Origin of the sequence: Mycolicibacterium austroafricanum, from assembly GCF_000612725.1 — a bacterium.
GTDB classification, from domain to species: Bacteria; Actinomycetota; Actinomycetes; order Mycobacteriales; family Mycobacteriaceae; genus Mycobacterium; species Mycobacterium austroafricanum.
Genome location: NZ_HG964453.1, coordinates 175,182 through 197,118 on the forward strand (window position 1 = coordinate 175,182; position 21,937 = coordinate 197,118).

Here is a 21,937-nt window from a genome sequence, read left to right on the forward strand (position 1 = left end):
GGAGACCCCTGTGTCAATCCGAACAACGGCGGCGACCGCAACCGCTACTCTCTATCCTCCGGAGGGCTTCGGCGCTCCCAAGAACCGGCACGGCCATGCGGCAGAGGGCGGCCTCACCGGGCTTCCCGAAGGCACCGAGATCTTCTCCGCCGACAACCACATCTCGGTGGCCGACGACATCTTCTACGAGCGCTTCCCCGAGGAACTCAAGGGCGCTGCACCGCGGATCTGGTACGAGGACGGTGCGTACATGGTCGGCATGAAGGGCAAGGCCTGGACCGGCGGTGATTTCGGCCGCGTACTCATGCAGTACGACGATCTCGCCGGTGCTGCGTCAAACAACATCGAGGCCCGCATCCGGGAGCTCAAAGAGGACGGCATCGACAAGGAGCTGGCGTTCCCCAACGCGGTGCTGGCGTTGTTCCACTACCCGGACAAGGCCCTGCGCGAACGGGTGTTCCGGATCTACAACGAGCACATCGCCGAACTGCAGGAGCGCTCCAACGGCCACTTCTACGGCGTCGGCCTGATCAACTGGTGGGATCCGAAGGGCACGCGCAGCACACTCGAGGAGCTGAAGTCGCTGGGGCTGAGGACTTTTCTGCTGCCACTGAACCCCGGCAAGGATGACGACGGCAACATCTACGACTACGGCAGCACCGAGATGGACGCGGTGTGGGACGAGATCGAGGCGGCCGGGTTGCCGGTCAGCCACCACATCGGGGAGACCCCGCCGAAGACGCCGTGCCAGAACAACAGCGTCGTGGTCGGCATGATGGTCAACGTCGATTCGTTCCGCGAACAGTTCGCCAAGTACGTCTTCTCCGGCATCCTGGACCGGCATCCCGCGCTGAAGATCGGCTGGTTCGAGGGCGGCATCGCCTGGGTGCCCACCGCGCTGCAGGACGCCGAGCACATGCTCGCGTCGTACCGGCACATGTTCAACCACGAACTCGCGCACGATGTGAACCACTACTGGGCCCACCATATGAGCGCGTCGTTCATGGTCGACCCGCTGGGCCTGCAACTGATCGACCGCATCGGCGTCGACAACGTGATGTGGTCCTCGGACTACCCGCACAACGAGAGCACGTTCGGGTACTCCGAGAAGTCGCTGGCCTCGGTCGTGGAGACGGTGGGTGCGGAGGCGGCGGTCAAGATCGTGTCCACGAATGTGCAGAAGTTCCTGGGGCTGCGCACGCAAGGAGCTATCGGGGCAGAAGCGTGACGACGTCCACCCAATCCGGCGTCACCCAGATCGCCCGGACCGGGTACTCGTGGCTGGACATCCCTGCCGAGCCTGACTTCGCGCGACTCCGCAGAGAGGTCGGTGTGCGGCTGCACGCCGCAATGGCCGACCAGGGCGTGGATGCGCTGGTTCTGCTGGGCAACGGCAACGTCATGTATGCCACCGGTATCAGCTGGCCGCTGGCCGACGCGGGCCTGTCGCACGTCGAGCGCCCGGTGGCGGTCGTGCTGGCCGACGACGAGCACCCGCACCTGTTCCTGCCCTTCCGCGAGGGGGCGGCGATGGAGTCAGGTGTACCCACCGACCATCTGCACGGCCCGGTCTATCTCGAATTCGACGAAGGAGTCGGTGAATTCGCGACGATCCTGGCCGGCCTCATCCCGGCCGGCGCGACGATCGCGACCGATGAGTTGACCGGGGCGATGCGACGGGCCGGCAGCGCGCTGTTCCCCAGCGCGCCCGTCGATGCCGCCCCGGTGATCGGCGCGGCGAAACTGGTCAAGACGATCGACCAGATCGCGTGCATCCGGCGCGCCTGTCAGATCACCGAACAGGCCGTCGCGGAGATTCAGAAGTCGCTGGCGCCCGGTGCGCGCCAGATCGACCTGTCGGCTGAATTCGTGCGCCGCACTTTCGAGCTCGGTGCCACCACGAACATGTTCGACTCGATCTGGCAGGTCATGCCGACGTCAAAAGCGGAGGGAACCTGGACCACCACCGGTGATCTCGCGCTGCCGTTGCTGACGACCGAGCGTGAGCTCCAGCAGGGCGATGTGCTGTGGACCGACGTATCGATCGCCTACCACGGCTACTGCTCCGACCACGGGCGCACCTGGATCGTCGGTCAGGATCCGACTCCGGCCCAGCAGGCTCAGTTCGACAAGTGGAGCGGGATCGTCGACGGGGTGCTCGCGGTGACCAAGGCCGGTGCCACGTGCGGCGACCTCGGGCGTGCCGCGATCGCGGCTGCCGGCGGCGAGAAGCCGTGGCTGCCGCACTTCTATCTGGGCCACGGCATCGGGACGAGCGCGGCCGAAATGCCGATGATCGGAACGGATCTCGGCCAGGACTGGGATGACAACTTCGTCTTCCCGGCCGGCATGCTGTTGGTGTTCGAGCCGGTGGTGTGGCAGGACGGCACCGGCGGCTACCGCGGCGAGGAGATCGTGGTGGTCACCGAGGACGGCTGGATGCCGCTGACCGAGTATCCGTACGACCCATACGAGGTGTCCAGTGGGAACTGAGATCGAGGCCGACGGCCGGGCGTTGCGTTTCAGCCGTCGGGAGCGTGCCCTCGCGCAGATGGAGGCCCACGACCTCGACATGCTGGTGCTCGGACGTCAAGCCAATGTTCGCTACATCTCCGGTGCCCCGCAGCTGTGGGTGGTGGGCACCCGCCCGTTCGGGCCGATCTGCGAGTTCGTGCGTGCCACCGGTGAGATCCACCTCAACAGCACGTGGGACGAGGGGATCCCCGAGGAGATCCCGCACCAGAACCTGTACGGGTTCGCGTGGAACCCGATGACATTGGTCGGCATACTGCAGAGCATCAAGGGGGCCGACACCGTACGGCGGGTCGGAACCGATGCGCTGACACCGACGTTCGCCAAGCTGCTGCCGATGGCCTTCCCGCACGCGGACCTCGTCGACGCCGAGCAGGCCATGCAGGCGGCCCGGCGGATCAAGACGCCCGAAGAGGTGCAGGCGTTGCGTCGCGCGCTGGTGGTTGCCGAAGAAGGCCTGGCCGCGGGCGTTGCCGCGCTCCGTCCCGGTATAGCCGAGAAGGCGCTCGCCGGCGCCGTGCTGGAGGCTGAGGCGGCCGGTGGGGTCAGTACCCCCGCGACCCAGGATGCCGCCTGGGTGACATCGAAGGAGCATCCGTGGCGCCGCTCCGACGGCGACGGCCTGGTGCGCGAGGGTGACCTGGTGGCGATGTCGGCCGGGGTGCTGGCCGACGGATATGTCGCCGAGGTGGCCCGCACGCTCTATGTCGGCGACCCCACCGACGCCGTGCGCGCGCTCTACCGGCGCCGAGACGACCTGTGGGACAGGTTGCTCCAGGCCTGCCGCCCGGGCGCGCCCGTCAGCTCGCTGCTGGATGCCTACGGGCAGGCCGGTGAGCCTCTACCGGCGATGCCGGTGGCGCATGGCCTGGGACTGGGTTTCGACCCGCCGGTGGTGTCACCGAATCTGCGGGCGACCATGGAAGCCGAACGTCTCGAGGAGGGCATGGTGCTTGCGGTCACCGCCTATGTGTGGGAACAGGGGTTAGGCGGGGTGTTCACCCGCGACGCGGTCTTGATCACCGCCGACGGCGCCGAAATCCTCTCGACCGCACCGGCTTACGGTGAGTCCGTTCATGGCTGAGCGGCCACAGCCCCCCGCCGCGGAGCGACCCGCGCCTGAGGAGATCATTCTCTACGACAAGGATCCGAAGACCAAGATCGCCACCATCACGTTCAACCGCCCGGAGTTCCTCAACGCGCCGACGTCGATGGCGCGGCTGCGCTATGCCGATGTGCTGCGTGCGGCCAACACCGACAACGACGTGAAGGTGGTGATCATCCGCGGCGTCGGCGACAACCTTGGCAGCGGCGCCGACCTTCCGGAGTTCATGGAGGGCAACGACAATCCGGCCGCGCGGTTGGCCGAGTTGCGCCTTGAGGATGACGGCGTGGGTGAGGTGACCTATCCGCCGAAGGGCACGTTCCGCAACGGGGCCACCATCAGCGCCTGGTACGCCAACTCTCAGGCCGGAAACCGCGCGCTGCAGGATTTCAAGAAGATCAGCATCGTCGAAGCCAAGGGTTACTGCTACGGCTGGCACTTCTATCAGTGCGCCGACGCCGACCTGGTGATCTCGTCCGACGATGCGCTGTTCGGTCACCCGTCGTTCCGCTATCACGGCTGGGGCCCGCGGATGTGGACGTGGGTGCAGATGATGGGTCTGCGCAAGTTCCAGGAGATGGTCTTCACCGGCCGTCCGTTCACCGCAGCCGAGATGTACGACTGCAATTTCCTGAACAAGGTGGTCACTCGCGACCAGCTGGAGGCCGAAACCCGGAAGTACGCGCTGGCGTGTGCCCGGAACCGCCCGGTGGACACCGTGTTTCAGCAGAAGATGTTCTTCGAGATCTTCAAGCAGCAGCAGGGCGAGTACATGGGCAGCCTGCTCAGCGCGTTCTTCGAGTCGATGGGCAACGGCGTCGCCAACGACAGCGACGACGACCTCGACATGTTCGAGTCGATCGACAGCGGTCTGTCCGCCGCGGTCAACGACAACGACAGCAAGTTCCCGCCCGAATTCCGGTTGAGCAAGCGCAACCGGGCCAAGAAGGACTAGAGCTTCGGTGCCCCCAGTGCCTGATCCGCCGCTCACCGGCTACGTCGTCGTCGACCTGTCCAGCGGGATCGCCGGCGCGTACTGCACGAAACTGCTCGCCGACGGCGGGGCTCGGGTCGTCAAAGTCGAGGCGCCGCAGGGTGATCCGCTGCGGTGCTGGTCGGCGTCCGGCGCGGGCGCCGAATCGGGCCCCGGCGCGGGCGCCGAATCGGGCCCCGGCGCCGACGGCGCCCTGTTCTCGTTCCTGGCGTGCTCGAAGCACTCGGTGGTGGCCGAACCCGATGCCGACGGTGAACTCGTCGACGCACTGCTGGCCGAGGCGGACGCGGTGATCTGGTCGCGTGGGCCGGGGATGGCTGAGCGCCCCGAGTTCGCGCCCGCGGAGATCCGGAACCGCCATCCGCATCTCACGGTCACCGCGATCACCCCGTTCGGTCTGGAGGGGCCTTGGTGCGACCGTCCCGCAACGGAATTCACCCTTCAGGCGTGGTCGGGCGGTATCGTCGGCCTGGGTCGGGGCGCCCCGGACCGGGCGCCCGTGTACGTCGGCGGCCAGGTCGGTGAGTACCTCGCGGGCGCGTACGCCAGCGCGGCCACGCTGGCGTCACGCATGCGCGGCGGCGCAGAGTCGATCGACCTGTCGATGCTGGAGACCGCGATCCTCGGGCTCACCTACTACCCGGTGAGTTACTTCGAGATGTTGGGCCGGCCGTGGCGTGACGCGCGAAGGTTGACGGTGCCGGGCATCGCCCGCGCCAAGGACGGCCTGGTCGACATCGGCTGCGGCACAGCCCAGCAGTGGTTCGATCTATGCGCGATGACCGGACACGTCGAGTGGATCGACGAGGACTCGCCGCTGTCGATCACCCAGCAGGCCAACGAGAAGGCTGACGAGCTCTACGCTTGGGTCGCCGACCAGACCGTCGACGAGATCCGTGACCTGGCGACGGCGTTCCGCATTCCCAACGCCCCGGTGGCCAACGGCGCCAACGTCGAGACGCTCGACCACTTCGTGCAACGCGGCTCGTTCCTCGTCAACCCCCGTGACGGCTTCACCCAGCCCGCGCCCCCGTACCGGATGAGCCCGGCGACGCTGCGACCGCCGACACCCGCACCCCGCCTCGGCGAGCACACCGAGCACTACCGCTCACTCTCGGTCCCGCGGAATAGCATTCCTGGTCGCGATTCGAGCTCGACGACCGCCGGGAATGTCCCCCGCAAGCGGGTGGTGCCCCCAATTCCGCGGAAAGACAGCTTGCCGCTGGAGGGGTTGCGCGTCGTCGACATGACGACCTTCTGGGCCGGACCGAGCTGCACGCATCTCCTGGCCATGCTCGGCGCCGACGTCATCCACGTCGAGTCCACCCGCCACCCGGACGGCACCCGGTTGATCGCCGGCATCCCTGTCACCGAAGACAAATGGTGGGAGCGGTCGCCGATCTTCTCCGGGCTGAACACCAACAAGCGCGGCATCACGCTGAACCTGCAGAGCGACACCGGCAGAGACCTCCTCAAGAAACTGATCGCCACCGCCGACGTCGTCGTCGAGAACTTCACCCCGCGCGTGCTGGAGAGCATGGGCCTGACCTACGACGCGGTGAGGGCCGTGAAGCCCGACGTCATCATGGCCCGCATGCCGGGATTCGGACTGGACGGGCCCTGGCGCGACAACCCGGCCTTCGCCTACGTTATCGAGGCAGCCGCCGGGATCAGCTGGCTGACCGGCTATCCCGACCTCAATCCGTTCGAGCCGTACTCGGTCGGCGACCCGAACGCGGGCGTCCACGCGCTCAACGCGATCCTGCTGGCGCTGGAGCATCGCCGCCGCACCGGTGAGGGGTCGATGGTCGAGGCCGCGATGGTCGACGCCGCGCTCAACGTCGCCGCCGAGCAGGTGATCGAGTACTCCGCCTACGGCGCACTGCTGCAGCGGGCCGGTAACCGCGGTCCCACGGCGGCCCCGCAGAACCTCTACCTCACCAACGAGATCGACGAGTTCGGCCGTGACGACTGCTGGGTGGCGATCGCGGTGGCCACCGACGCCCACTGGGCCGGGCTGTGCCAGGCACTGGGACGGCCAGGGTGGGCGATGGTCGACGAGCTCGCCACCGCGCCGGGCCGACGCGCCCATCACGACCTGATCGACCGGCACCTGGCCGCATGGTGCGCGGAGCGCACCGGGGACCAGATCGTCACCGCCCTGTGGGACAACGGCGTTCCGGCGGCCAAGGTGATGCAGCCGCACCGCCAGACCGAGATCCCGCAGCTGGCCTCGCGCGGGTTCTTCGAATACGTCCAACACCCCGTCAACCCCACCACCCGGCACAGCACCCTGCCGTTTCGGAGTTCCCGCGGACCGGACCGGGTGCACACCGCGCCGGCGCCGCTGCTGGGCGAACACAACCGCGAGGTGCTGGCCGAGCTCGGGGTCACCGACGACGAGCTCGGGCGACTTGAGGTCGATGGGGTCATCGGCACCGCGCCGGCCCGCTAGCCTGCTTCGGTATGACCATCGCCCCGTCGGACATCCTGCTCACCGGCCGCGTCGCTGTCGTCACCGGCGGGGGTGCGGGAATCGGCAAGGGAATCGCCCACGGGCTGGCGGCATTCGGTGCGTCCGTGGCGATCTGGGAGCGTGACCCGCAGACCTGCGGGGAGGCCGCGGCCTCGGTGGGCGCCCTCGGCCTGCCCACCGATGTCCGCGACGCCGAGGCCGTGCAGGCGGCGCTGGAGCGCACCGAGCGCGAGCTGGGGACCGTCTCCATCCTGGTCAACAACGCCGGTGGGACGTTCAACTCGCCCCTGCTGGAAACGTCGGAGAACGGCTGGGACGCGTTGTACCGCAGCAACCTCCGGCATGTGCTGCTCTGTACCCAGCGGGTTGCGCGCCGCCTTGTCGAGGTCGGACAACCGGGCAGCGTCATCAACATCACCTCGATCGAGGGCAGCCGGGCGGCACCGGGCTACGCCGCCTACGCCGCCGCCAAGGCCGGCGTCGTCAACTACACCAAGACCGCCTCCTTCGAGCTGGCCCCGCACCGCATCCGCGTCAACGCCCTGGCCCCGGACCTCACCATGACGGAGGGGCTGCAGAAGCTCGCCTTCGGTGATCTCTCGGGGACGATGGCCGACATGGTGCCGATGCGACGCGTCGGCCACGTCGACGAGATGGCCTCCGCAGCAGTCTTTCTCGCATCAGATATGGCCGCCTACATCACCGGGCAGACGATCCATGTGGACGGCGGCACCGCGGCGGCCGGGGGTTGGTACTTCCACCCCGAGACCGGTGTACCAACGCTCGGCCCCGCGTGACCCCTACGAATCGGGCGACGGGTCGCCGATCCCGCGCTTGATCGCGCCCCACGGATCGGCGTACTGGCCGGGCTGCTTCCAGTAGGCCGAGCGCCGCTTGAGAACTGCCCGCACCAGCGGCGCGAACACCGGCAGCACATAGCGCGAGGCGCCGGCACGCCGCTGGGCCTCATCGAGCATGTTCTGCCACGAATAGTGCTGGAACTGTAGGGCTTCCTGCGCGCGGCGGGTGTCCATCCAGTCGGTGACGAACCAGTTCTCGTCGCTGTTGGGGTCGCCGTTGCGGCCCGGCACCAGGCCACCCTTGAGGCCGCGCGATTCGGCCAGCGCGCGGCCGACGTCACCTTGAAGCACGCGATGCGAGTCGTCGCCGGCGATCAACAGGATCTCACGAGCCACATCGGCCGTCGTCGCCGCGGCGAAAGCCCATGCCACATCGCGCACATCGACCGTGTGTATTCGGCCGTCAGCGGGAAGCACGCTCTCGAAGTACAGCGCATCCGCGCTGAACGGAATGGCGTTGGGATCCGTGCTGAGCACCCCGCCCAGACGTAGCACCACCCACTCCAGCGACGAGGCGCGCACGATCGCCTCGGCCTCGGCCTTGTGCGCGCTGTAGAGATCGGAGTGCTTCATCGGCATGTCGGCGGTGACCGGACCGGCCGACTTGTACGGGTTGCGTGCGCCGTACACCGCGTTGCTGGACGCCTGGACGAAACGCGGGGGAGTGGGCTGAGCCTCCGCGATACGCACGAGCGTCGCGGTCGCTTCGACGTTGACGCGCCGGGCGAGGGCGCGATTCTTGTAGATCGCCGGCGGGATGATCGCCGCGAGGTGGATGATCACCGCGGGCGCGACCTCGGAAACCAATGCGGAAGTCTGTTCGGCGTCGGTGAGATCGGTCCAGCGGACCGTGACGCCGGCAGGCAGCTGAGCGGCCGACGCGCGGTTGGCCGGGGTGTCGAGATCGGCGACCACGACGCTGCGGCCCAACTCGACAAGTCGACGGACCGTTGCCGAGCCGACGAGCCCGAAGCCTCCGGTGACGAGCACGGTACCGGATGTACCCGACATCCAAAGCCTCCAACCTGCGGATATGACATTCTCTTTCCCGGAGAGTAGCATATCCGGAACCATGTCCGACGAGCTCGCCGAGACGGCCAAGTGGGATCCCGGGTTCACCCGGCGGATCACGGGCTGGGTGGGCCCGGTGATCCGACGATACTTCCGGGCAGAGGTCCGCGACATCGAATCCGTGCCCGCCGAGGGCGGCGTTCTGATCGTGTCCAACCACTCCGGCGGCATGCTCACGCCCGACGTGATGGTCTTCGCGCCCGCGTTCTACGAACATTTCGGCTACGACCGGCCCCTCTACACGCTCGCCCATTACGGGGTGCTCATCGGACCGCTCGGCGACCTGTTGCGCCGCGCCGGTGTCATCGAAGCCAGCCGGGACAACGCCGCCGAGGCGCTGCGGTCCGGGGCGGTGGTCCTGGTCTTTCCCGGCGGTGACTACGACTCGTACCGGCCGACCATGGCGGCCAATGTGGTCGATTTCGCGGGCCGTACCGGATATGTCCGCGCGGCGCTCGAATCCGGGGTGCCGATCGTGCCGGTGGTGTCGATCGGTGCGCAGGAGACCCAGATGTTCCTGGCGCGGGGCGACGCGATCGCGCGCCGGATCGGGTTGACCCGCGCCCGGATGGAGATCCTGCCCGTCAGCATCGGGTTTCCGTTCGGCCTGTCGGTACTGGTCCCGCCGAACCTGCCGCTGCCATCCAAGATCGTCACCCAGGTGCTGGAGCCGATCGACATCACCGCGCAGTTCGGCCAAGACCCCGACATCGACGAGGTCGACTATCACGTGAGATCGGTGATGCAGGCCGCGCTCGACGAACTCGCCCGCAACCGCCGCTTCCCGGTGCTCGGCTGAACGCCATGGCCGATCCGCTGGGACTGCTCGCGACGCTCTGGCGTGCCCGACTGATCGCGCCGATGCGTCCCGACAGGTACCTGCGGATGGGCCTGGCGATGCGCCGGGCGGGCCTCACCGCAACCGTCGGTTTCGCCGCAGCCGCCCAGCGATGCCCCGACCTGCCCGGCATCATCGACGAACTCGGCACCCTGACGTGGAAGCAGCTCGACGACCGCTGTGACGCGTTGGCCGCGGCGCTGCAAAAGCACACCCCGAGAACCGTTGCGGTGATGTGCCGTAACCATCGCGGATTCGTGGAGGCGCTGGTCGGAGCCAACCGGATCGGCGCCGATGTGCTGCTGTTGAACACGTCGTTCGCGGGGCCCGCGATGGCCGAGGTCATCGAGCGCGAGGGCGCCGATATCGTGATCTACGACCAGGAATTCACCGCGACCGTCGACCGCGCGCTGCGTGACGTCCCGGGGACGACCAGGATCCTCGCGTGGACGGACGCCGACGACGGCAGTACCACACTCGAGGCCCTGATCGACGCGCATCTCGGACAGCGCCCTGAGCCCGCGACGCGCAAGAGCGACATCATCCTGCTCACCTCGGGCACCACCGGAACGCCCAAGGGAGCCAAGCGTTCCGCGGGCAGTGGCGGCGCGAGTGACCTCAAGGCCGTCCTCGACCGCACCCCGTGGCGGGCGGGGGAACCGATCGTCATCGCCGCCCCGATGTTCCACGCCTGGGGGTTCTCCCAGCTGCTGTTCGCCGCACTGCTGGCCTGCCCCATCGTCACCCGCCGCAAGTTCGACCCCGAGGCGACGCTGGCGTTGATCGACCGCCACCGCGCCACCGGTCTCGCCGTCGTCCCGGTGATGTTCGACCGCATCATGGAGCTGCCCGCAGAAGTGCGAAACCGCTACAGCGGCAGGTCGCTGCGGTTCGCCACCGCGTCCGGCTCACGGATGCGTCCCGACGTCGTCACCGCGTTCATGGACCAATTCGGCGACGTGATCTACAACAACTACAACGCCACCGAGGCCGGCATGATCGCCACCGCAACTCCGGCCGATCTGCGCGCCGCTCCGGACACCGCGGGCAGGGCCGCCGACGGCACCGAACTGCGCATTCTGGACGCCGAGCACCGGGATGTGCCTACCGGTGAGGTCGGACAGATCTTCGTGCGCAGCTCGACGTTGTTCGACGGCTACACCTCGGGAACCACCAAAGCCTTTCACGACGGTTTCATGGCCTCGGGCGACATGGGCTATCTCGACGGGGCGGGACGGCTGTTCGTCGTCGGGCGCGACGACGAGATGATCGTTTCGGGCGGCGAAAACGTCTATCCCATCGAGGTGGAGAAGACGCTCACCACCCACGCCGCCGTCGCGGAGGCTGCCGTCCTCGGGGTCGACGACGAACAATACGGACAGCGGCTGGCCGCGTTCGTCGTACCTGCCGCGGGCGCCAGCGTCACGGTCGAGGAGCTCAAGCAGCACGTTCGTGAGAACCTCGCGAACTACAAAGTGCCGCGCGACATCACGATCATGGCGGAGCTTCCGCGCGGCAGCACCGGCAAGATTCTGCGCAACGAGCTGCGCGGTCGCTGAGTCAGCCGGCTGAGGCCGGTGGCATCGCGGATTCGACGGCGGTGGCCCGCGCCAGACCGCATGCGCGGCGCAGCTCGTCAAACGCGCGTGTCACGGCCGAGGTGGCCTCATGCGGTTCGTCGAACGTGCGGTCGTCGGAAAGCACCGCGATGTCGACCTGATCGACGTAGCTCCACACCGTCATGTTGAACGCAGAGCCCGCGGAAAGCACACCGACCGAATAGATCTCGCTGACCGGCGCCCCTCCGATGTGGCCCCGCCGCCGCGGTCCCGGCACGTTGGACACTGCCACGTTCATCAGCCGGTTGTGGTCCGCGCGCTTGGCCTGTGCGCGGAACAGGGCGGGAGCCAGCGGAGGCGGCAGGTACTCCAGCATCCTGCCCTGCAACGTCGGCCCCAGCAGGTCGTTGGTCTCCTTGGCCCGGCGGGTCGCCATCGAGGTCAGCCTGACGCGCTCCAGCGGATCGTCGATGTGCACCGGCAAGGACACCATCATCCCGCCGATCTCGTTGCCGGTGATGCGGTCCGTCGACTTATCGGTACTGACCGGAACCGTCGCCATGATCGGACGGTCGGCTTGCCCGTCGTAACGCAACAGCAGTTCGCGCAGACCACCGGCGGCGAGGCTGAGCACGACGTCGTTGAACGTCACACCAAGGTGTTTGGCGGTCTCCTTCACCTCGGCCAGCGGCAGCGCCGCGGTGGCGAAGGTGCGCACCGGGGACACCACGTGGTTGAGAAACGTCGACGGTGCGTTGAACGGCTTCGCCAGATCCAGGACGGAGTTGCGCTCCTTGGCCCGCCGGCGCAACCGGCTCAACCCGCTTGCCGCATCGGCGACCAGTCCGGGTAGCTCGGCGATATTACGGAAATGGTCGAGTTGGGCCTCCCACAGCAGCTCCCGCCTGGTCGGCTCCTCACACACGACCACAGGGTCGGCATGGTGGTTGGGCGGCGTGCCGGTCAGATCCATCAGGCGGGCAAGGAGATTGGCAGACGCCACTCCGTCGGCGAGGGTGTGGTGCACCTTGCCGATCAGCGCGTAGCGGTCGTCGGCCATGCCCTCGGCGAAGTGGAATTCCCACAGCGGTCTGCTGCGGTCAAGGGGCGTACTGGCGATCTCCCCGATGACACGGTCGAGTTCGCGGCGCCGGCCCGGCGCGGGGACGCGCACCCGGCGCAGGTGGTAATCGAGGTCGACCGGGCAGTCCTCCAGCCACATCGGGTGGTGCAACCGCCACGGAATGTCGATCAACCGGTACCGCAACGGGTCCAGCAGAGGCAGGCGCCGCGCGACCGTGCGCCGGAACGCGTCGAAGTCATAGCCGTCCGCGCAGTTCGACGCGTCGATCACCGCCACCTTGAGCGTGTGGGTGTGCAGGTTCGGCGTCTCGCTGTACAACAGCATGGCGTCCATGCCGTTGAGCCGCTTCATGAACGGATATGCAACCACCTGCATCTCATGATCACGGTGGTTTCGCCGAATGCGAGACGCTAGGTGATCGCGTCCAGCGCCTCCCGGGTATCCAGGTCGACGAACGCGGCGGCATAGCGCTGCGCGAACGCCAGGCATATGTCGGCACGCTGCCAGGCGTCGCCACCGGAGAGGGTGGCCATCCAGATCGCCAGGCCGTGTGCGACCGAGGCGCGATAGCCCAGCCAGATGTCTTCCCGCGTCGGGAGTTCCTGCGCGGGCAGACGCAGCGCGGCGCGGTACTCGTCGAGCAGATCGTGTTCGGCCCGCCTGCGGTCCTCGGTGGTCAGCGAACCCTGCAGGAAGTAGCCCAGGTCCAACGAGAAGCTGCCCCGGCGCACCATCTGCCAGTCGAGGAATCCCACGGTGCCGTCCGGCAGCACGTAGGTGTTGCCGATGTGCGGATCGCCGTGCAGCAGCGTCGGTACCGACCGGGTCAGCGAGCCGATGTAGCGGGCCCAGATGTCGACGAACAGGTCGGTGCCGCTGAGGTCGAGGACCTCGGCGGGCACCGTGTCGCCGAGCCGTTCGTGGGCGATGTGCAGCGGGGCGTACTCGAGTCCCTCGAACGCCACGAACGGCTCCACCCAATTCAGTGCAGGGTCGCCGGTGAGCCGCTCACCCCAGTACTCGCCGTGCAACCGCGCCAACCCACGCACTCCCGCGGCGGCCTGCTCCACCGTCATGGGTCTCGTGGAGTCGCGCGGGTCGGCCCCGCGCGACGCCACATCCTCCATGATCATCAGGAAGTCGCGGCGTTCCTCGTCGATGGCCGCGAGGTAGACCTCCGGATGGTCCAGCGGCAACCTCGCACCGCAGGAGAAGAGCCTCGGCTCGTGGTAGAGCCCGCTGGTCAACTCCACCAGGTCGGCGTGGGCGGGGTCGACGGCCTTGGCGAAGACCGTCGCCGGACCCGACCCCACGGAGTAGTCCAGCGCGAGTCTGGCCCTGCGGTTGGTGCCGTCGTCACGAAGTGCCACCCGGACGTGGCCGACCTCAGCTCCCGGAAAGTGTTGCGCGAGAGCCGAGGTCATCCAGGCGGGAGTGATCTCGTCCCAGTCCTGCGGGATCGAGAGCTCAGAGGCGGTCACCCTGGTCTCGATTACTTCAGGCAGCTGCCGCCGTCGACGGGCAAGGTGACACCGGTGATGAAACGCGCTTCGTCCGAGGCCAGGAAAAGCACCGCGTTGGCGATGTCCTCGGGCTCCACCCAGCCGATGGGCAGGGTGTGCATGAGCTGACCGACGACCTTCATGTCCTCGGGGCCCGGGTTCTCCAGGTCGGGACGGAACAGCTTCATGGTCGGCTCGTTCATGAACAACGGGGTGTTGACGTTGGTCGGGTGCACCGAGTTGACGCGGACGTTCTGCGCGCCGAGCTCGACGGCGAAGGTCCGCATCAGGCCCACCACACCGTGTTTGGCGGCGACGTAGTGGCCGGTGTGTGGGTAGGCCTTCAGACCGCCCACCGAGCTGGTCAGGATGATCGAGCCGCCGTTGCCGCCGGCGAGGATGTGGGGGACGCCGGCTTTGACGGTCTTCCAGACACCGGACAGGTTGACGCCGATCATGTCGTCCCAGTCGGGTTCGCCGGTGTCGTGCAGCAGCTGTCCGCCGTTGCCGATGCCCGCGTTGGCGACGATGATGTCGAGCCTGCCGAACTCCTCGACACCCGCGTCCACGGCGGCCTTGAGCGCGTCGAAGTCGCGGACGTCGACCTCGGCGGTGTGGATGCGGCCGCCGGCGTTCTTGACCAGATCCGCTGTCTCGGCGAGATCCTCGGGGGAGGAGAGGGGAATCAGCACACTGTCGATCTGCTTACAGATGTCGACGGCGATGATGTCGGCGCCCTCCTGCGCCAACCGCACGGCGTGTGCGCGTCCCTGTCCGCGCGCCGCACCGGTGATGAAAGCGACCTTGCCTTCTACACGTCCTGCCATGTCTGTCAATCCTTCTCAGGTAGAGGGGTGTTCGGGTTTCAAGAAACGATGGTGGGCATGGATTCCCAGCCGCGCACTGCCGTGGTCTGCGACGGGACCGCGTTGGGCCAGTCGACCTCCCATGTCGGGAAGCGTTTGAGGATTTCCTCCAGGGCGATCTTGCCCTCGAGACGTGCCAGTGCATTCCCCATGCAGAAGTGCGTTCCGGCGCCGAAGGTCATGTGCGACCGAAGCTCTCGGTGAATATCGAACACGTCACCATTCGGCGGGAAGCGCCGGTGATCCCGGTTGGCGGAGCCGACAAGCATCAACATGGCCGATCCTTCGGGCACGACCTGGCCGTAGTACTCCACGTCGCGGGTCACGTAGCGGGCGATCTGCAATGCCGGCGGCTCCCACCGGAGGATTTCTTCGATTGCCTGCGGGATCAGTGCCGGGTCGGCCACCAGCTGGGCGCGCTGCTCCGGGTAATCTGCGAGGGTCTTTCCCGCCCAACCGATCAGACGTGTCGTGGTCTCACTGCCCGCAGTTGCGATGACCGTCAAATACATCAGCAACTCGTCACGACGTAACCTCCGGCGAGTTCCGGTCTCATCCTCGAACTCCGCGTTGAGAAGGTCGGTCATGATGTCGTCGGAAGGATGCTCGGTGCGGTGATCGATAAACTCCGCAAACACCTCCCCGGTGGCCATCAGGTCGACCGAGTCGCTCTGCAGGGTCGCTTCGCCATGATCGGTGACGCGCCGCTGGTCCTCTTCGGGGATGCCGAGCAGCATGCCGATCACGCGCATCGGCATCTGCGCGCCGAGATCGCGGACGAAGTCGAATCGGTTCGTGCCGGTCAACGGATCCAGGCAGCGCGCGGTGAACTCGCGGATCTGTGGTTCCAGTGCCTGCACTTTGCGCGGGGTGAAAACGCGCGACAGCAGGTTGCGGTGGATATTGTGGATCGGCGGATCCTCGAAAATCAATGTGCCGGGCGGGATTTCCATGCCGGACTTGATGATCTCCAGCAGTGCCCCACGGCCGGAGATGAAGGTCTGGTGGTCTATGACGCCCTTGTTGACGTCCTCGTAGCGGCTCAACGCGTAGAAGTCGTGCTTGTCGTTGTAATACAACGGTGCCTCTTCGCGGAGGCGGGCGAACACCCCGTGCGGGTCCATGTTGAGATCGACGTTGTAGGGGTCGTAGTACAACTCTGCTGCGGTATCGGCGTTCTGCACGTCGGAGTCGTCGGCGCTGATCGTCACGGTGTCCCTCTCGCCGGATCAGTCTCTCGTAAGACATTGAGCTGCTATTTGTCTCACAACTTTGTCATTGCCGGTACGCGAGTGTCAATGGCAGACTCGCCCAGCGCAATTACTCCTCTCCGATGAGAAGAACTTTCCTCTCGTCGGACAGGCAGCGTCAAGATCGCAGTCGCTGAGAAAACGTGAGTGCACGAAAAAGCGAGTCGGCCTCTAGGCCTGTAAGAGTGTGACTCTCGTCTCAGACGGCGGCGAAGCCGTGGGCGCAGAAGTCCCAGACCTCGTCGGCGGTGATGGGATTGGCGGCGTTCTCGTCGACGTCTCCGCTGGACTGGGCCACGAACATGACGGTCTGCATGGTCATCGCGGCCATCCGCTTCGGGTTGATGCCGTCCCGGAGTTGGCCGGCCGCGCTGGCCTCTTCCATCAGCTCGGTGAGCAACGCCAACAGCGGCGCATGGGCCACCTTGACCTCGGAAGGGTGCGACACCAGCAACCGCGGCGCGAAGTCGGTGAACAGCGGCCGCTTGGCGGCAGGGTCCGGTCGGGAGGATTCGAAGAGCAGCTGGATGGCCACCTTCAGGCGTTCTATCGGTTCTTCGTGCCCGCCGGTGGCGGCGCGAATTTGGTCGGCCGAGCGGCTGAGGGCATCCTCGAACAGGGCCAGGAGAAGTTCGTGCTTACCGTCGAACTGCAGGTAGAAGCTACGCAGCGACTGGCGGGAGCGGTCGACGACCTCTTGGACGGTGAAGTCCGTGCTGCCCTTCTCGATGATGATGGCCTGTGCGGCGTCGAGGAATCGCTGCACGCGCTGAGCGGCGCGCAGTTTGGCCGTCTTGATGGAGCGTTCAACCGCGCGCTGCTTCCATGCGGGCTCTTCGCTGGGACTGGTCACCGGAGGCTCGGATGCAGGCCGATTGGGGAGAACACGAACTGACTGTACCGGAGAACGCCTTGCCATATTGGTCCTCGACCCCCCCTCGGCGAACGTGTCAGAGATTGTAACTTCCTCATCGCGAGAATAGTATTCTCATGTTGGTGATAACAGAAGGCCCCGATGTTACATCGGGCGTCTGACCCCGACATATCGCGCCGAACCCCGAGGACCCTCGTGTACATCGACTATGACGTCACCGACAGGATCGCGACGATCACGCTGAACCGTCCCGAGGCTGCGAACGCGCAGAATCCGGAGCTGCTCGACGAGCTCGACGCGGCGTGGACAAGGGCCGCCGAGGACAACGAGGTGTCGGTCATCGTGCTGCGGGCCAACGGCAAGCACTTCTCCGCAGGGCACGACCTGAGGGGCGGCGGTCCGGTGCCGGACAAGATCACCCTCGAGTTCATCATCGCGCACGAGGCCAAGCGCTATCTGGAGTACACGCTGCGGTGGCGCAACGTGCCGAAGCCGTCCATCGCGGCGGTTCAGGGCCGGTGTATCTCAGGTGGTCTGCTGCTGTGCTGGCCGTGCGACCTGATCGTTGCCGCCGACGACGCGCAGTTCTCCGACCCTGTGGTGCTGATGGGGATCGGGGGCGTCGAATACCACGGCCACACCTGGGAACTCGGACCACGCAAGGCGAAGGAGATCCTGTTCACCGGTCGCGCGATGACCGCCGAGGAGGTGGCGGCCACCGGGATGGTCAACCGCGTCGTTCCGCGCGACCAACTCGACGCCGAAACCAGGACACTGGCCGAGCAGATCGCCAAGATGCCGCCGTTCGCGCTGCGGCAGGCCAAGCGTGCGGTCAATCAGACGCTGGACGTGCAGGGATTCTATGCGGCGATCCAGTCGGTCTTCGACGTGCACCAGACCGGACACGGCAATGCGCTCAGCGTCGGAGGCTGGCCGGTGCTGGTCAACCTCGAAGAGATGAAGGCCAACATCAAGTAGGTGGGCAGGCCTTCTCCCTGGGTGGGCCTCTTTCTCCCGCCGAGCGTGCTCCCTAGGTGGGCCTCTTTCTCCCGCCGAGCGTGCGTGTCTGCGGCCGACACGCCGCTGAGAAGCCGAAGTTTGCGCACGCTCGCGGCGGCATGGGCGATGCGGGCATTCGCCCGCCAGACGGTGCCACCTCGGACACCCGGCGACGAACGTGCGTGAAATCCGGTAACAGTCCCGGCGTGGCGCCCGCAGACACGCACCCTCGCGCTCCCGGAGCCTGTGCGTGTGCGTGTGCGTGTGCGTGTGCCTGTGCCTGTGCTGGTGCCGCGCAAAGCTACAGCTGGGCAAGCCGGGGTGCCGAGCCGCGGGCACGCAGCCCCGCACCGGCTCTGCGGGTGAGTTCCCTTGAGCTGCCGAGCAGTCCGTCGAGGACGAGCGCGCGCTTCACGTGCCGGTGCAGGTCGTGCTCTTCGGTGAACCCGATACCGCCGAGCACCTGCTGGCAGTGCATGGCGGCGGTCAGCGCGGCCTTGCCGGCAGCCGCCTTGGCCAGCAGCGCGGTCAGGTCGGGGTTGTCCGCACCCGGCAGGCTCAGCGTCGCCTCGGCGCCTTCGATGGCCACCAGCGTCTCGGCCAGCCGGTGCCGGACGGCCTGGAACGAGGCGATCGGTTTCCCGAATTGCACCCGGTCCAAGGCATGTTGACGGGCCAGGCTCAGCATCGCCCTGGCCGAACCGACCAGCCACCAGCCGACGGCCACCCGGGCCTCGGCCAGCCGGATCGGGTAACCCTCCTCCTCCCGGCGCAGCGGCAGACCGCCGAGCGTGGGGTCGAGGCTCTCCGGGCTTCGGTCATCCCCCGTCGCTTCGCTCGCCCCACCGCGGTCCCAGACCACCCAGCCGTTTCCGGCATAGGGCAGCGGAAGTTCGACGGTGTCGCCGATCGTGTTGCCGGTGGCGTGCAGCACCACGTCGACGAGAACCGATGCATGCGAACCCGTTTCGCCGAGCAAGCGGAACACCAGCGGGACGGCCACCTCGGGCATCTCGGACAGCATGTCGGCCCAGCCCATTTCGGTCAGCGCCGCGTCGAGCTCGGGGCCCGACGACGAGAGCATCGTCTTGCGCAGCGAGGCTTCGAGCATGTCCAGGGATGCCTCATCCATTCCGGGGGCCATCCTCACTCCTTCCCGAGATCCAGCAGGCGGCGGGCGATGATGTTGCGCTGCACCTCGGCGGTGCCCCCGTAGATGGTTGCCGCACGCGAGTACAGGTACTCGGTGCGCCATTCGGTGTCATCGAGCTCGACGGCGCCGGGCAGCAGATCGCGTGCGGTGTCGTAGAGTCGCTGTTCCGCCGTGGCCAGAAGCACCTTGTCGATGGAGGTATCCGGGCCCAGTTTCTGACCGTCGGCCAGTCGGTGCTGGGTGGCCCTGGACCGGCAGCGCAGCGTGTGCAGAGCCAGGTACACCTCACCCATGTCCTGATCCACGGACTGCCCCTGCCGCTTGACTTCGTCGACGAGTGCGTCGAAACGGGAGTACAGGTAGGCGATGCGCTGCCAGAAACACGTGGAGCGCTCGTAGGGCAGCAGATCCATCGCCAACTGCCATCCGTCGCCGGGTTGGCCGAGCATGCGGCTGGAATCCACGGCGACGTCGTCGAAGTAGACCTCGCAGAATTCGTCGACGTCGTGCATGGTGCGCAGCGGGCGCACCGTGACACCCGGGGTGTCGACGTCGACGAAGAACGCGGTGATGGCCTTGTGGTTGGGAGTGTCCGCGTCGCCGGTGCGGGTGAGCAGGATGCATCGGTGCGAGTACTGGGCGAAACTCGTCCACACCTTCTGGCCGTTGATGATCCACTTGTCGCCGTCCTGTACGGCACGTGTGGTCAGCGAGGCCAGATCACTACCGGATCCGGGCTCTGAAAAGCCTTGGCACCATTGCTCTTCGCCGCTGAGCAACTTCGGAACCATCTCGGCGGCGAGTTCCGCGGGCGCGTAGTCGATCATCGTCGGTGCCAGCACCTCGAGCATCGAGTACGGCCCCGGTTCGGCGAGCCGCCGGCCCACCACCTCTTCACCGACGATGGCCCGCAGGATCGCCGGACCACCGAGGCCGCCGGCGAGCTCGGGCCAGCCGTAGCGGCTCCAGCCGGCGTCATAGAGCGCGCGCTGCACCCGGGCGAACTGGCGGATGTGGCCCTGCAGGGAATGGTCCGCGGGCGGGGTCAGGTCGTTCTCATCCAGCCACGCCTTCAACTGTGACCGGAACTCGGACGCGTTCGAGGTGTCGACGGCTACGGTCATCCGGCTTCGGGCCTCCCGATCGCGTGCGGGCGTCCGGAGTCGTGTTCTCCGGAGCGCCGGATGAAGGTCATCGCACGGGTTCTCAGTCGCCAGCCGTCATCGCTGCGTACGTAGGTGTCACGGTAGTAGCCGATGCGCATGTCGTGCTTGGAGTGCTCGATGAAGCACAGCGGCTGGGTGCCCGACGCAGTGTCCTCGCCCTCGTTCAGATCCACCAGCGCCGTTCCGGTCATGAACAACCCCTTGGGTGCGGCGTCGACGAGCTCGGGGAAACGCGCGAGCGTGTACGTCGACCCGAAGGCGCTGTAGGTTCCGTCCGGCGTGAAAACCGAGATGAGCCCGTCGATGTCACCCTGGGTGATGGTGACGGCGTACTTGGCGAGCAGCTGCTGGATCTCGACCAGATCCTCAGTTCGTGTCGGTTGCGTGCTCATTCTTGTAGACCTTACCGCCCTTCATTACAAAAGTAACATTCTTTGTAACGCCGATGTCTGCCAGTGGATCACCGGGCACCGCGATGATGTCGGCGAGGTAGCCCTCGGCGATGCGGCCGAGCGAGTCGGAGCGGTTGATGAGATCGGCGGCCACCACCGTCGCCGCGCGCAACACGGCCGCGGGCGGCATACCCCAGTCGACCAGCGTGACGAGCTCGTCGGCGTTCTTGCCGTGCGGGATCGCCGGGGCGTCGGTGCCCACGGCGATCTTCACGCCCGCCTCGTAGGCGGCCTTGATCGACGTCCGTGCCTTCGGGAACATCTCGGCTGCCTTCGCCTGCAGCTCCGGTGGGGCCTTCGAGACGTCCATGTACTCGGCGAGCCGGCGGGTGCTCACCAGGAAGCGGTCGTTGTCGACCAGCATCTGGATCGCCTCGTCGTCCATCAGGAACCCGTGCTCGATGCAGTCGATACCGCACTCGACCGCGTGCTTGACCGCCTCGGCCCCGTGGGTGTGCGCCGCGACCCGCAAGCCGCGGCGGTGCGCCTCGTCGACGATGACGCGCAGTTCCTCGTCCGAATAGTGTTGTGCGCCAGCCTCCCCGGTCAGCGACATCACCCCGCCCGAGCAGCACACCTTGATCAGTTGGGCGCCGTGCTTGATCTGATAGCGCACCGCCTTGCGGATCTCGTCCACCCCGTTGGCGATGCCCTCCTCGACGGTCAGCTCCAGCACGCCGGGCATGAACGCCGCGAACATCGTCGGGTCCAGGTGGCCACCCGTCGGCGTGATGGCGTGACCTGCCGGGATGACTCGCGGACCGTCGATCCAGCCGGCGTCGATCGCCTTGCCCAGTGCGACGTCGAGTAGGTATCCGCCTGTCTTGACGAACAATCCGAGGTTACGCACAGTGGTGAAGCCGGCGCGCAGAGTGCGGCGGGCGTTGCCCACCGCGCGCAGCACCCGCGTCGCGGGGTCGTCCTGCACCTGGGACAGACCCGGGTTCTCCCCGCGCCCGCCCATCAGCAGGTTGACCTCCATGTCCATCAGGCCGGGCAACAGGATCGAGTCGCCGAGATCGATGACCTCCACATCGGGCGGGGGAGTGCCACCGAGCGAGACGATGCGGTCCCCGTCGACGGTGACGACGCCCGGCCGGATGATCTCGCCGGAGACGACGTCGAGGAGACCCGCGGCTTTGAGGGTCAACACCTG

General features: G+C 66.9%; 19 protein-coding genes. 9 read left to right on the forward strand and 10 right to left on the reverse strand.

Translation table 11 applies throughout. The features are described 5' to 3' along the window. The first annotated feature begins 10 nt into the window (after positions 1–10). Genes BN976_RS14705 through BN976_RS14730 form a run of 6 tightly spaced genes read left to right on the forward strand, consistent with a single transcriptional unit; the run spans position 11 to position 7,904 of the window. Entirely contained in the window at positions 11–1,228 is a 1,218-nt protein-coding gene (locus BN976_RS14705) for an amidohydrolase family protein (RefSeq protein WP_011781388.1), read from the forward strand. Beyond that, positions 1,225–2,493, forward strand: a complete 1,269-nt coding sequence (locus BN976_RS14710) for a M24 family metallopeptidase (protein WP_011781387.1) — start codon at positions 1,225–1,227, stop codon at positions 2,491–2,493. The genes BN976_RS14705 and BN976_RS14710 overlap by 4 nt, the downstream gene beginning before the upstream one ends. Continuing rightward, complete coding sequence (locus tag BN976_RS14715) at positions 2,483–3,616, forward strand: M24 family metallopeptidase (protein WP_011781386.1); 1,134 nt, start codon at positions 2,483–2,485, stop codon at positions 3,614–3,616. Before BN976_RS14710 ends, BN976_RS14715 begins: the two co-directional genes overlap by 11 nt. Beyond that, positions 3,609–4,592, forward strand: coding sequence for an enoyl-CoA hydratase/isomerase family protein (locus BN976_RS14720; protein ID WP_011781385.1), 984 nt, complete (start codon positions 3,609–3,611; stop codon positions 4,590–4,592). Before BN976_RS14715 ends, BN976_RS14720 begins: the two co-directional genes overlap by 8 nt. A gap of 7 nt (positions 4,593–4,599) precedes the next feature. Next, positions 4,600–7,086 (forward strand): CaiB/BaiF CoA-transferase family protein, encoded by a 2,487-nt coding sequence (locus BN976_RS14725; protein WP_036371618.1) that lies wholly within the window; start codon positions 4,600–4,602, stop codon positions 7,084–7,086. 11 nt (positions 7,087–7,097) lie between these two features. Then, on the forward strand, positions 7,098–7,904 hold the full coding sequence (locus tag BN976_RS14730; protein ID WP_011781383.1) for an SDR family NAD(P)-dependent oxidoreductase: 807 nt from the start codon (positions 7,098–7,100) through the stop codon (positions 7,902–7,904). Positions 7,905–7,907: 3 nt separating this feature from the next. On the opposite strand, the gene BN976_RS14735 is transcribed toward BN976_RS14730, so the two are convergent. After that, complete coding sequence (locus BN976_RS14735; RefSeq protein ID WP_011781382.1) at positions 7,908–8,978, reverse strand: NAD-dependent epimerase/dehydratase family protein; 1,071 nt, start codon at positions 8,976–8,978, stop codon at positions 7,908–7,910. A gap of 22 nt (positions 8,979–9,000) precedes the next feature. On the opposite strand from BN976_RS14735, the gene BN976_RS14740 reads away from it, so the two are divergent. Together BN976_RS14740 and fadD12 are read left to right on the forward strand one after the other, a co-directional pair. Then, positions 9,001–9,837, forward strand: coding sequence for a lysophospholipid acyltransferase family protein (locus tag BN976_RS14740; RefSeq protein ID WP_011781381.1), 837 nt, complete (start codon positions 9,001–9,003; stop codon positions 9,835–9,837). Between the two features lie 5 nt (positions 9,838–9,842). Beyond that, positions 9,843–11,435 carry an acyl-CoA ligase FadD12 gene (gene fadD12 / locus BN976_RS14745; protein ID WP_011781380.1) on the forward strand — a complete coding sequence of 531 codons (1,593 nt, stop codon included), beginning with the start codon at positions 9,843–9,845 and terminating at the stop codon, positions 11,433–11,435. 1 nt (position 11,436) lies between these two features. Here the strand turns inward: fadD12 and BN976_RS14750 are convergent, their stop codons facing one another. The 5 genes from BN976_RS14750 to BN976_RS14770 all read right to left on the reverse strand — a co-directional run bounded on the left by BN976_RS14750 (position 11,437) and on the right by BN976_RS14770 (position 17,056). Then, the gene (locus BN976_RS14750) at positions 11,437–12,870 is read right to left on the reverse strand and encodes a WS/DGAT/MGAT family O-acyltransferase (protein WP_036372256.1); all 1,434 of its coding nucleotides are present in this window, start codon (positions 12,868–12,870) and stop codon (positions 11,437–11,439) included. 59 nt (positions 12,871–12,929) lie between these two features. Next, positions 12,930–14,000 carry a phosphotransferase gene (locus BN976_RS14755; protein ID WP_011781378.1) on the reverse strand — a complete coding sequence of 357 codons (1,071 nt, stop codon included), beginning with the start codon at positions 13,998–14,000 and terminating at the stop codon, positions 12,930–12,932. Between the two features lie 11 nt (positions 14,001–14,011). Next, a complete protein-coding gene (locus BN976_RS14760) occupies positions 14,012–14,848 on the reverse strand; it encodes a mycofactocin-coupled SDR family oxidoreductase (protein ID WP_011781377.1) in 837 nt (278 codons plus the stop codon). Between the two features lie 38 nt (positions 14,849–14,886). Continuing rightward, entirely contained in the window at positions 14,887–16,098 is a 1,212-nt protein-coding gene (locus BN976_RS14765; RefSeq protein ID WP_011781376.1) for a cytochrome P450, read from the reverse strand. Between the two features lie 238 nt (positions 16,099–16,336). Further along, positions 16,337–17,056, reverse strand: a complete 720-nt coding sequence (locus BN976_RS14770; RefSeq protein ID WP_011781375.1) for a TetR/AcrR family transcriptional regulator — start codon at positions 17,054–17,056, stop codon at positions 16,337–16,339. Between the two features lie 150 nt (positions 17,057–17,206). Between BN976_RS14770 and BN976_RS14775 the strand changes: the two genes are divergently transcribed. After that, on the forward strand, positions 17,207–17,989 hold the full coding sequence (locus BN976_RS14775; RefSeq protein ID WP_011781374.1) for an enoyl-CoA hydratase: 783 nt from the start codon (positions 17,207–17,209) through the stop codon (positions 17,987–17,989). A gap of 322 nt (positions 17,990–18,311) precedes the next feature. On the opposite strand, the gene BN976_RS14780 is transcribed toward BN976_RS14775, so the two are convergent. From BN976_RS14780 to BN976_RS14795, 4 genes are read right to left on the reverse strand one after another with little or no spacing between them, the layout of a single operon-like run. Beyond that, positions 18,312–19,142 (reverse strand): acyl-CoA dehydrogenase family protein, encoded by an 831-nt coding sequence (locus BN976_RS14780; protein WP_036372259.1) that lies wholly within the window; start codon positions 19,140–19,142, stop codon positions 18,312–18,314. 14 nt (positions 19,143–19,156) lie between these two features. Then, positions 19,157–20,287 (reverse strand): acyl-CoA dehydrogenase family protein, encoded by a 1,131-nt coding sequence (locus tag BN976_RS14785; protein WP_036371622.1) that lies wholly within the window; start codon positions 20,285–20,287, stop codon positions 19,157–19,159. Next, entirely contained in the window at positions 20,284–20,721 is a 438-nt protein-coding gene (locus BN976_RS14790) for a nuclear transport factor 2 family protein (protein WP_011781371.1), read from the reverse strand. Before BN976_RS14790 ends, BN976_RS14785 begins: the two co-directional genes overlap by 4 nt. Next, entirely contained in the window at positions 20,696–21,934 is a 1,239-nt protein-coding gene (locus BN976_RS14795; RefSeq protein ID WP_011781370.1) for a metal-dependent hydrolase family protein, read from the reverse strand. Before BN976_RS14795 ends, BN976_RS14790 begins: the two co-directional genes overlap by 26 nt. Positions 21,935–21,937 lie beyond the last annotated feature (3 nt).

What these genes read in the sequence shown, in the direction of transcription:
- BN976_RS14780 (WP_036372259.1), bottom strand. Translation starts at nt 19,142, where the DNA reads ATGGATGAGGCATCCCTGGACATGCTCGAAGCCTCGCTGCGCAAGACG.
- BN976_RS14720 (WP_011781385.1), top strand. Translation starts at nt 3,609, where the DNA reads ATGGCTGAGCGGCCACAGCCCCCCGCCGCGGAGCGACCCGCGCCTGAG.
- BN976_RS14760 (WP_011781377.1), bottom strand. Translation starts at nt 14,848, where the DNA reads ATGGCAGGACGTGTAGAAGGCAAGGTCGCTTTCATCACCGGTGCGGCG.
- BN976_RS14730 (WP_011781383.1), top strand. Translation starts at nt 7,098, where the DNA reads ATGACCATCGCCCCGTCGGACATCCTGCTCACCGGCCGCGTCGCTGTC.
- BN976_RS14785 (WP_036371622.1), bottom strand. Translation starts at nt 20,287, where the DNA reads ATGACCGTAGCCGTCGACACCTCGAACGCGTCCGAGTTCCGGTCACAG.
- BN976_RS14735 (WP_011781382.1), bottom strand. Translation starts at nt 8,978, where the DNA reads ATGTCGGGTACATCCGGTACCGTGCTCGTCACCGGAGGCTTCGGGCTC.
- BN976_RS14740 (WP_011781381.1), top strand. Translation starts at nt 9,001, where the DNA reads ATGACATTCTCTTTCCCGGAGAGTAGCATATCCGGAACCATGTCCGAC.
- BN976_RS14770 (WP_011781375.1), bottom strand. Translation starts at nt 17,056, where the DNA reads ATGGCAAGGCGTTCTCCGGTACAGTCAGTTCGTGTTCTCCCCAATCGG.
- BN976_RS14750 (WP_036372256.1), bottom strand. Translation starts at nt 12,870, where the DNA reads ATGAAGCGGCTCAACGGCATGGACGCCATGCTGTTGTACAGCGAGACG.
- BN976_RS14790 (WP_011781371.1), bottom strand. Translation starts at nt 20,721, where the DNA reads ATGAGCACGCAACCGACACGAACTGAGGATCTGGTCGAGATCCAGCAG.
- fadD12 (WP_011781380.1), top strand. Translation starts at nt 9,843, where the DNA reads ATGGCCGATCCGCTGGGACTGCTCGCGACGCTCTGGCGTGCCCGACTG.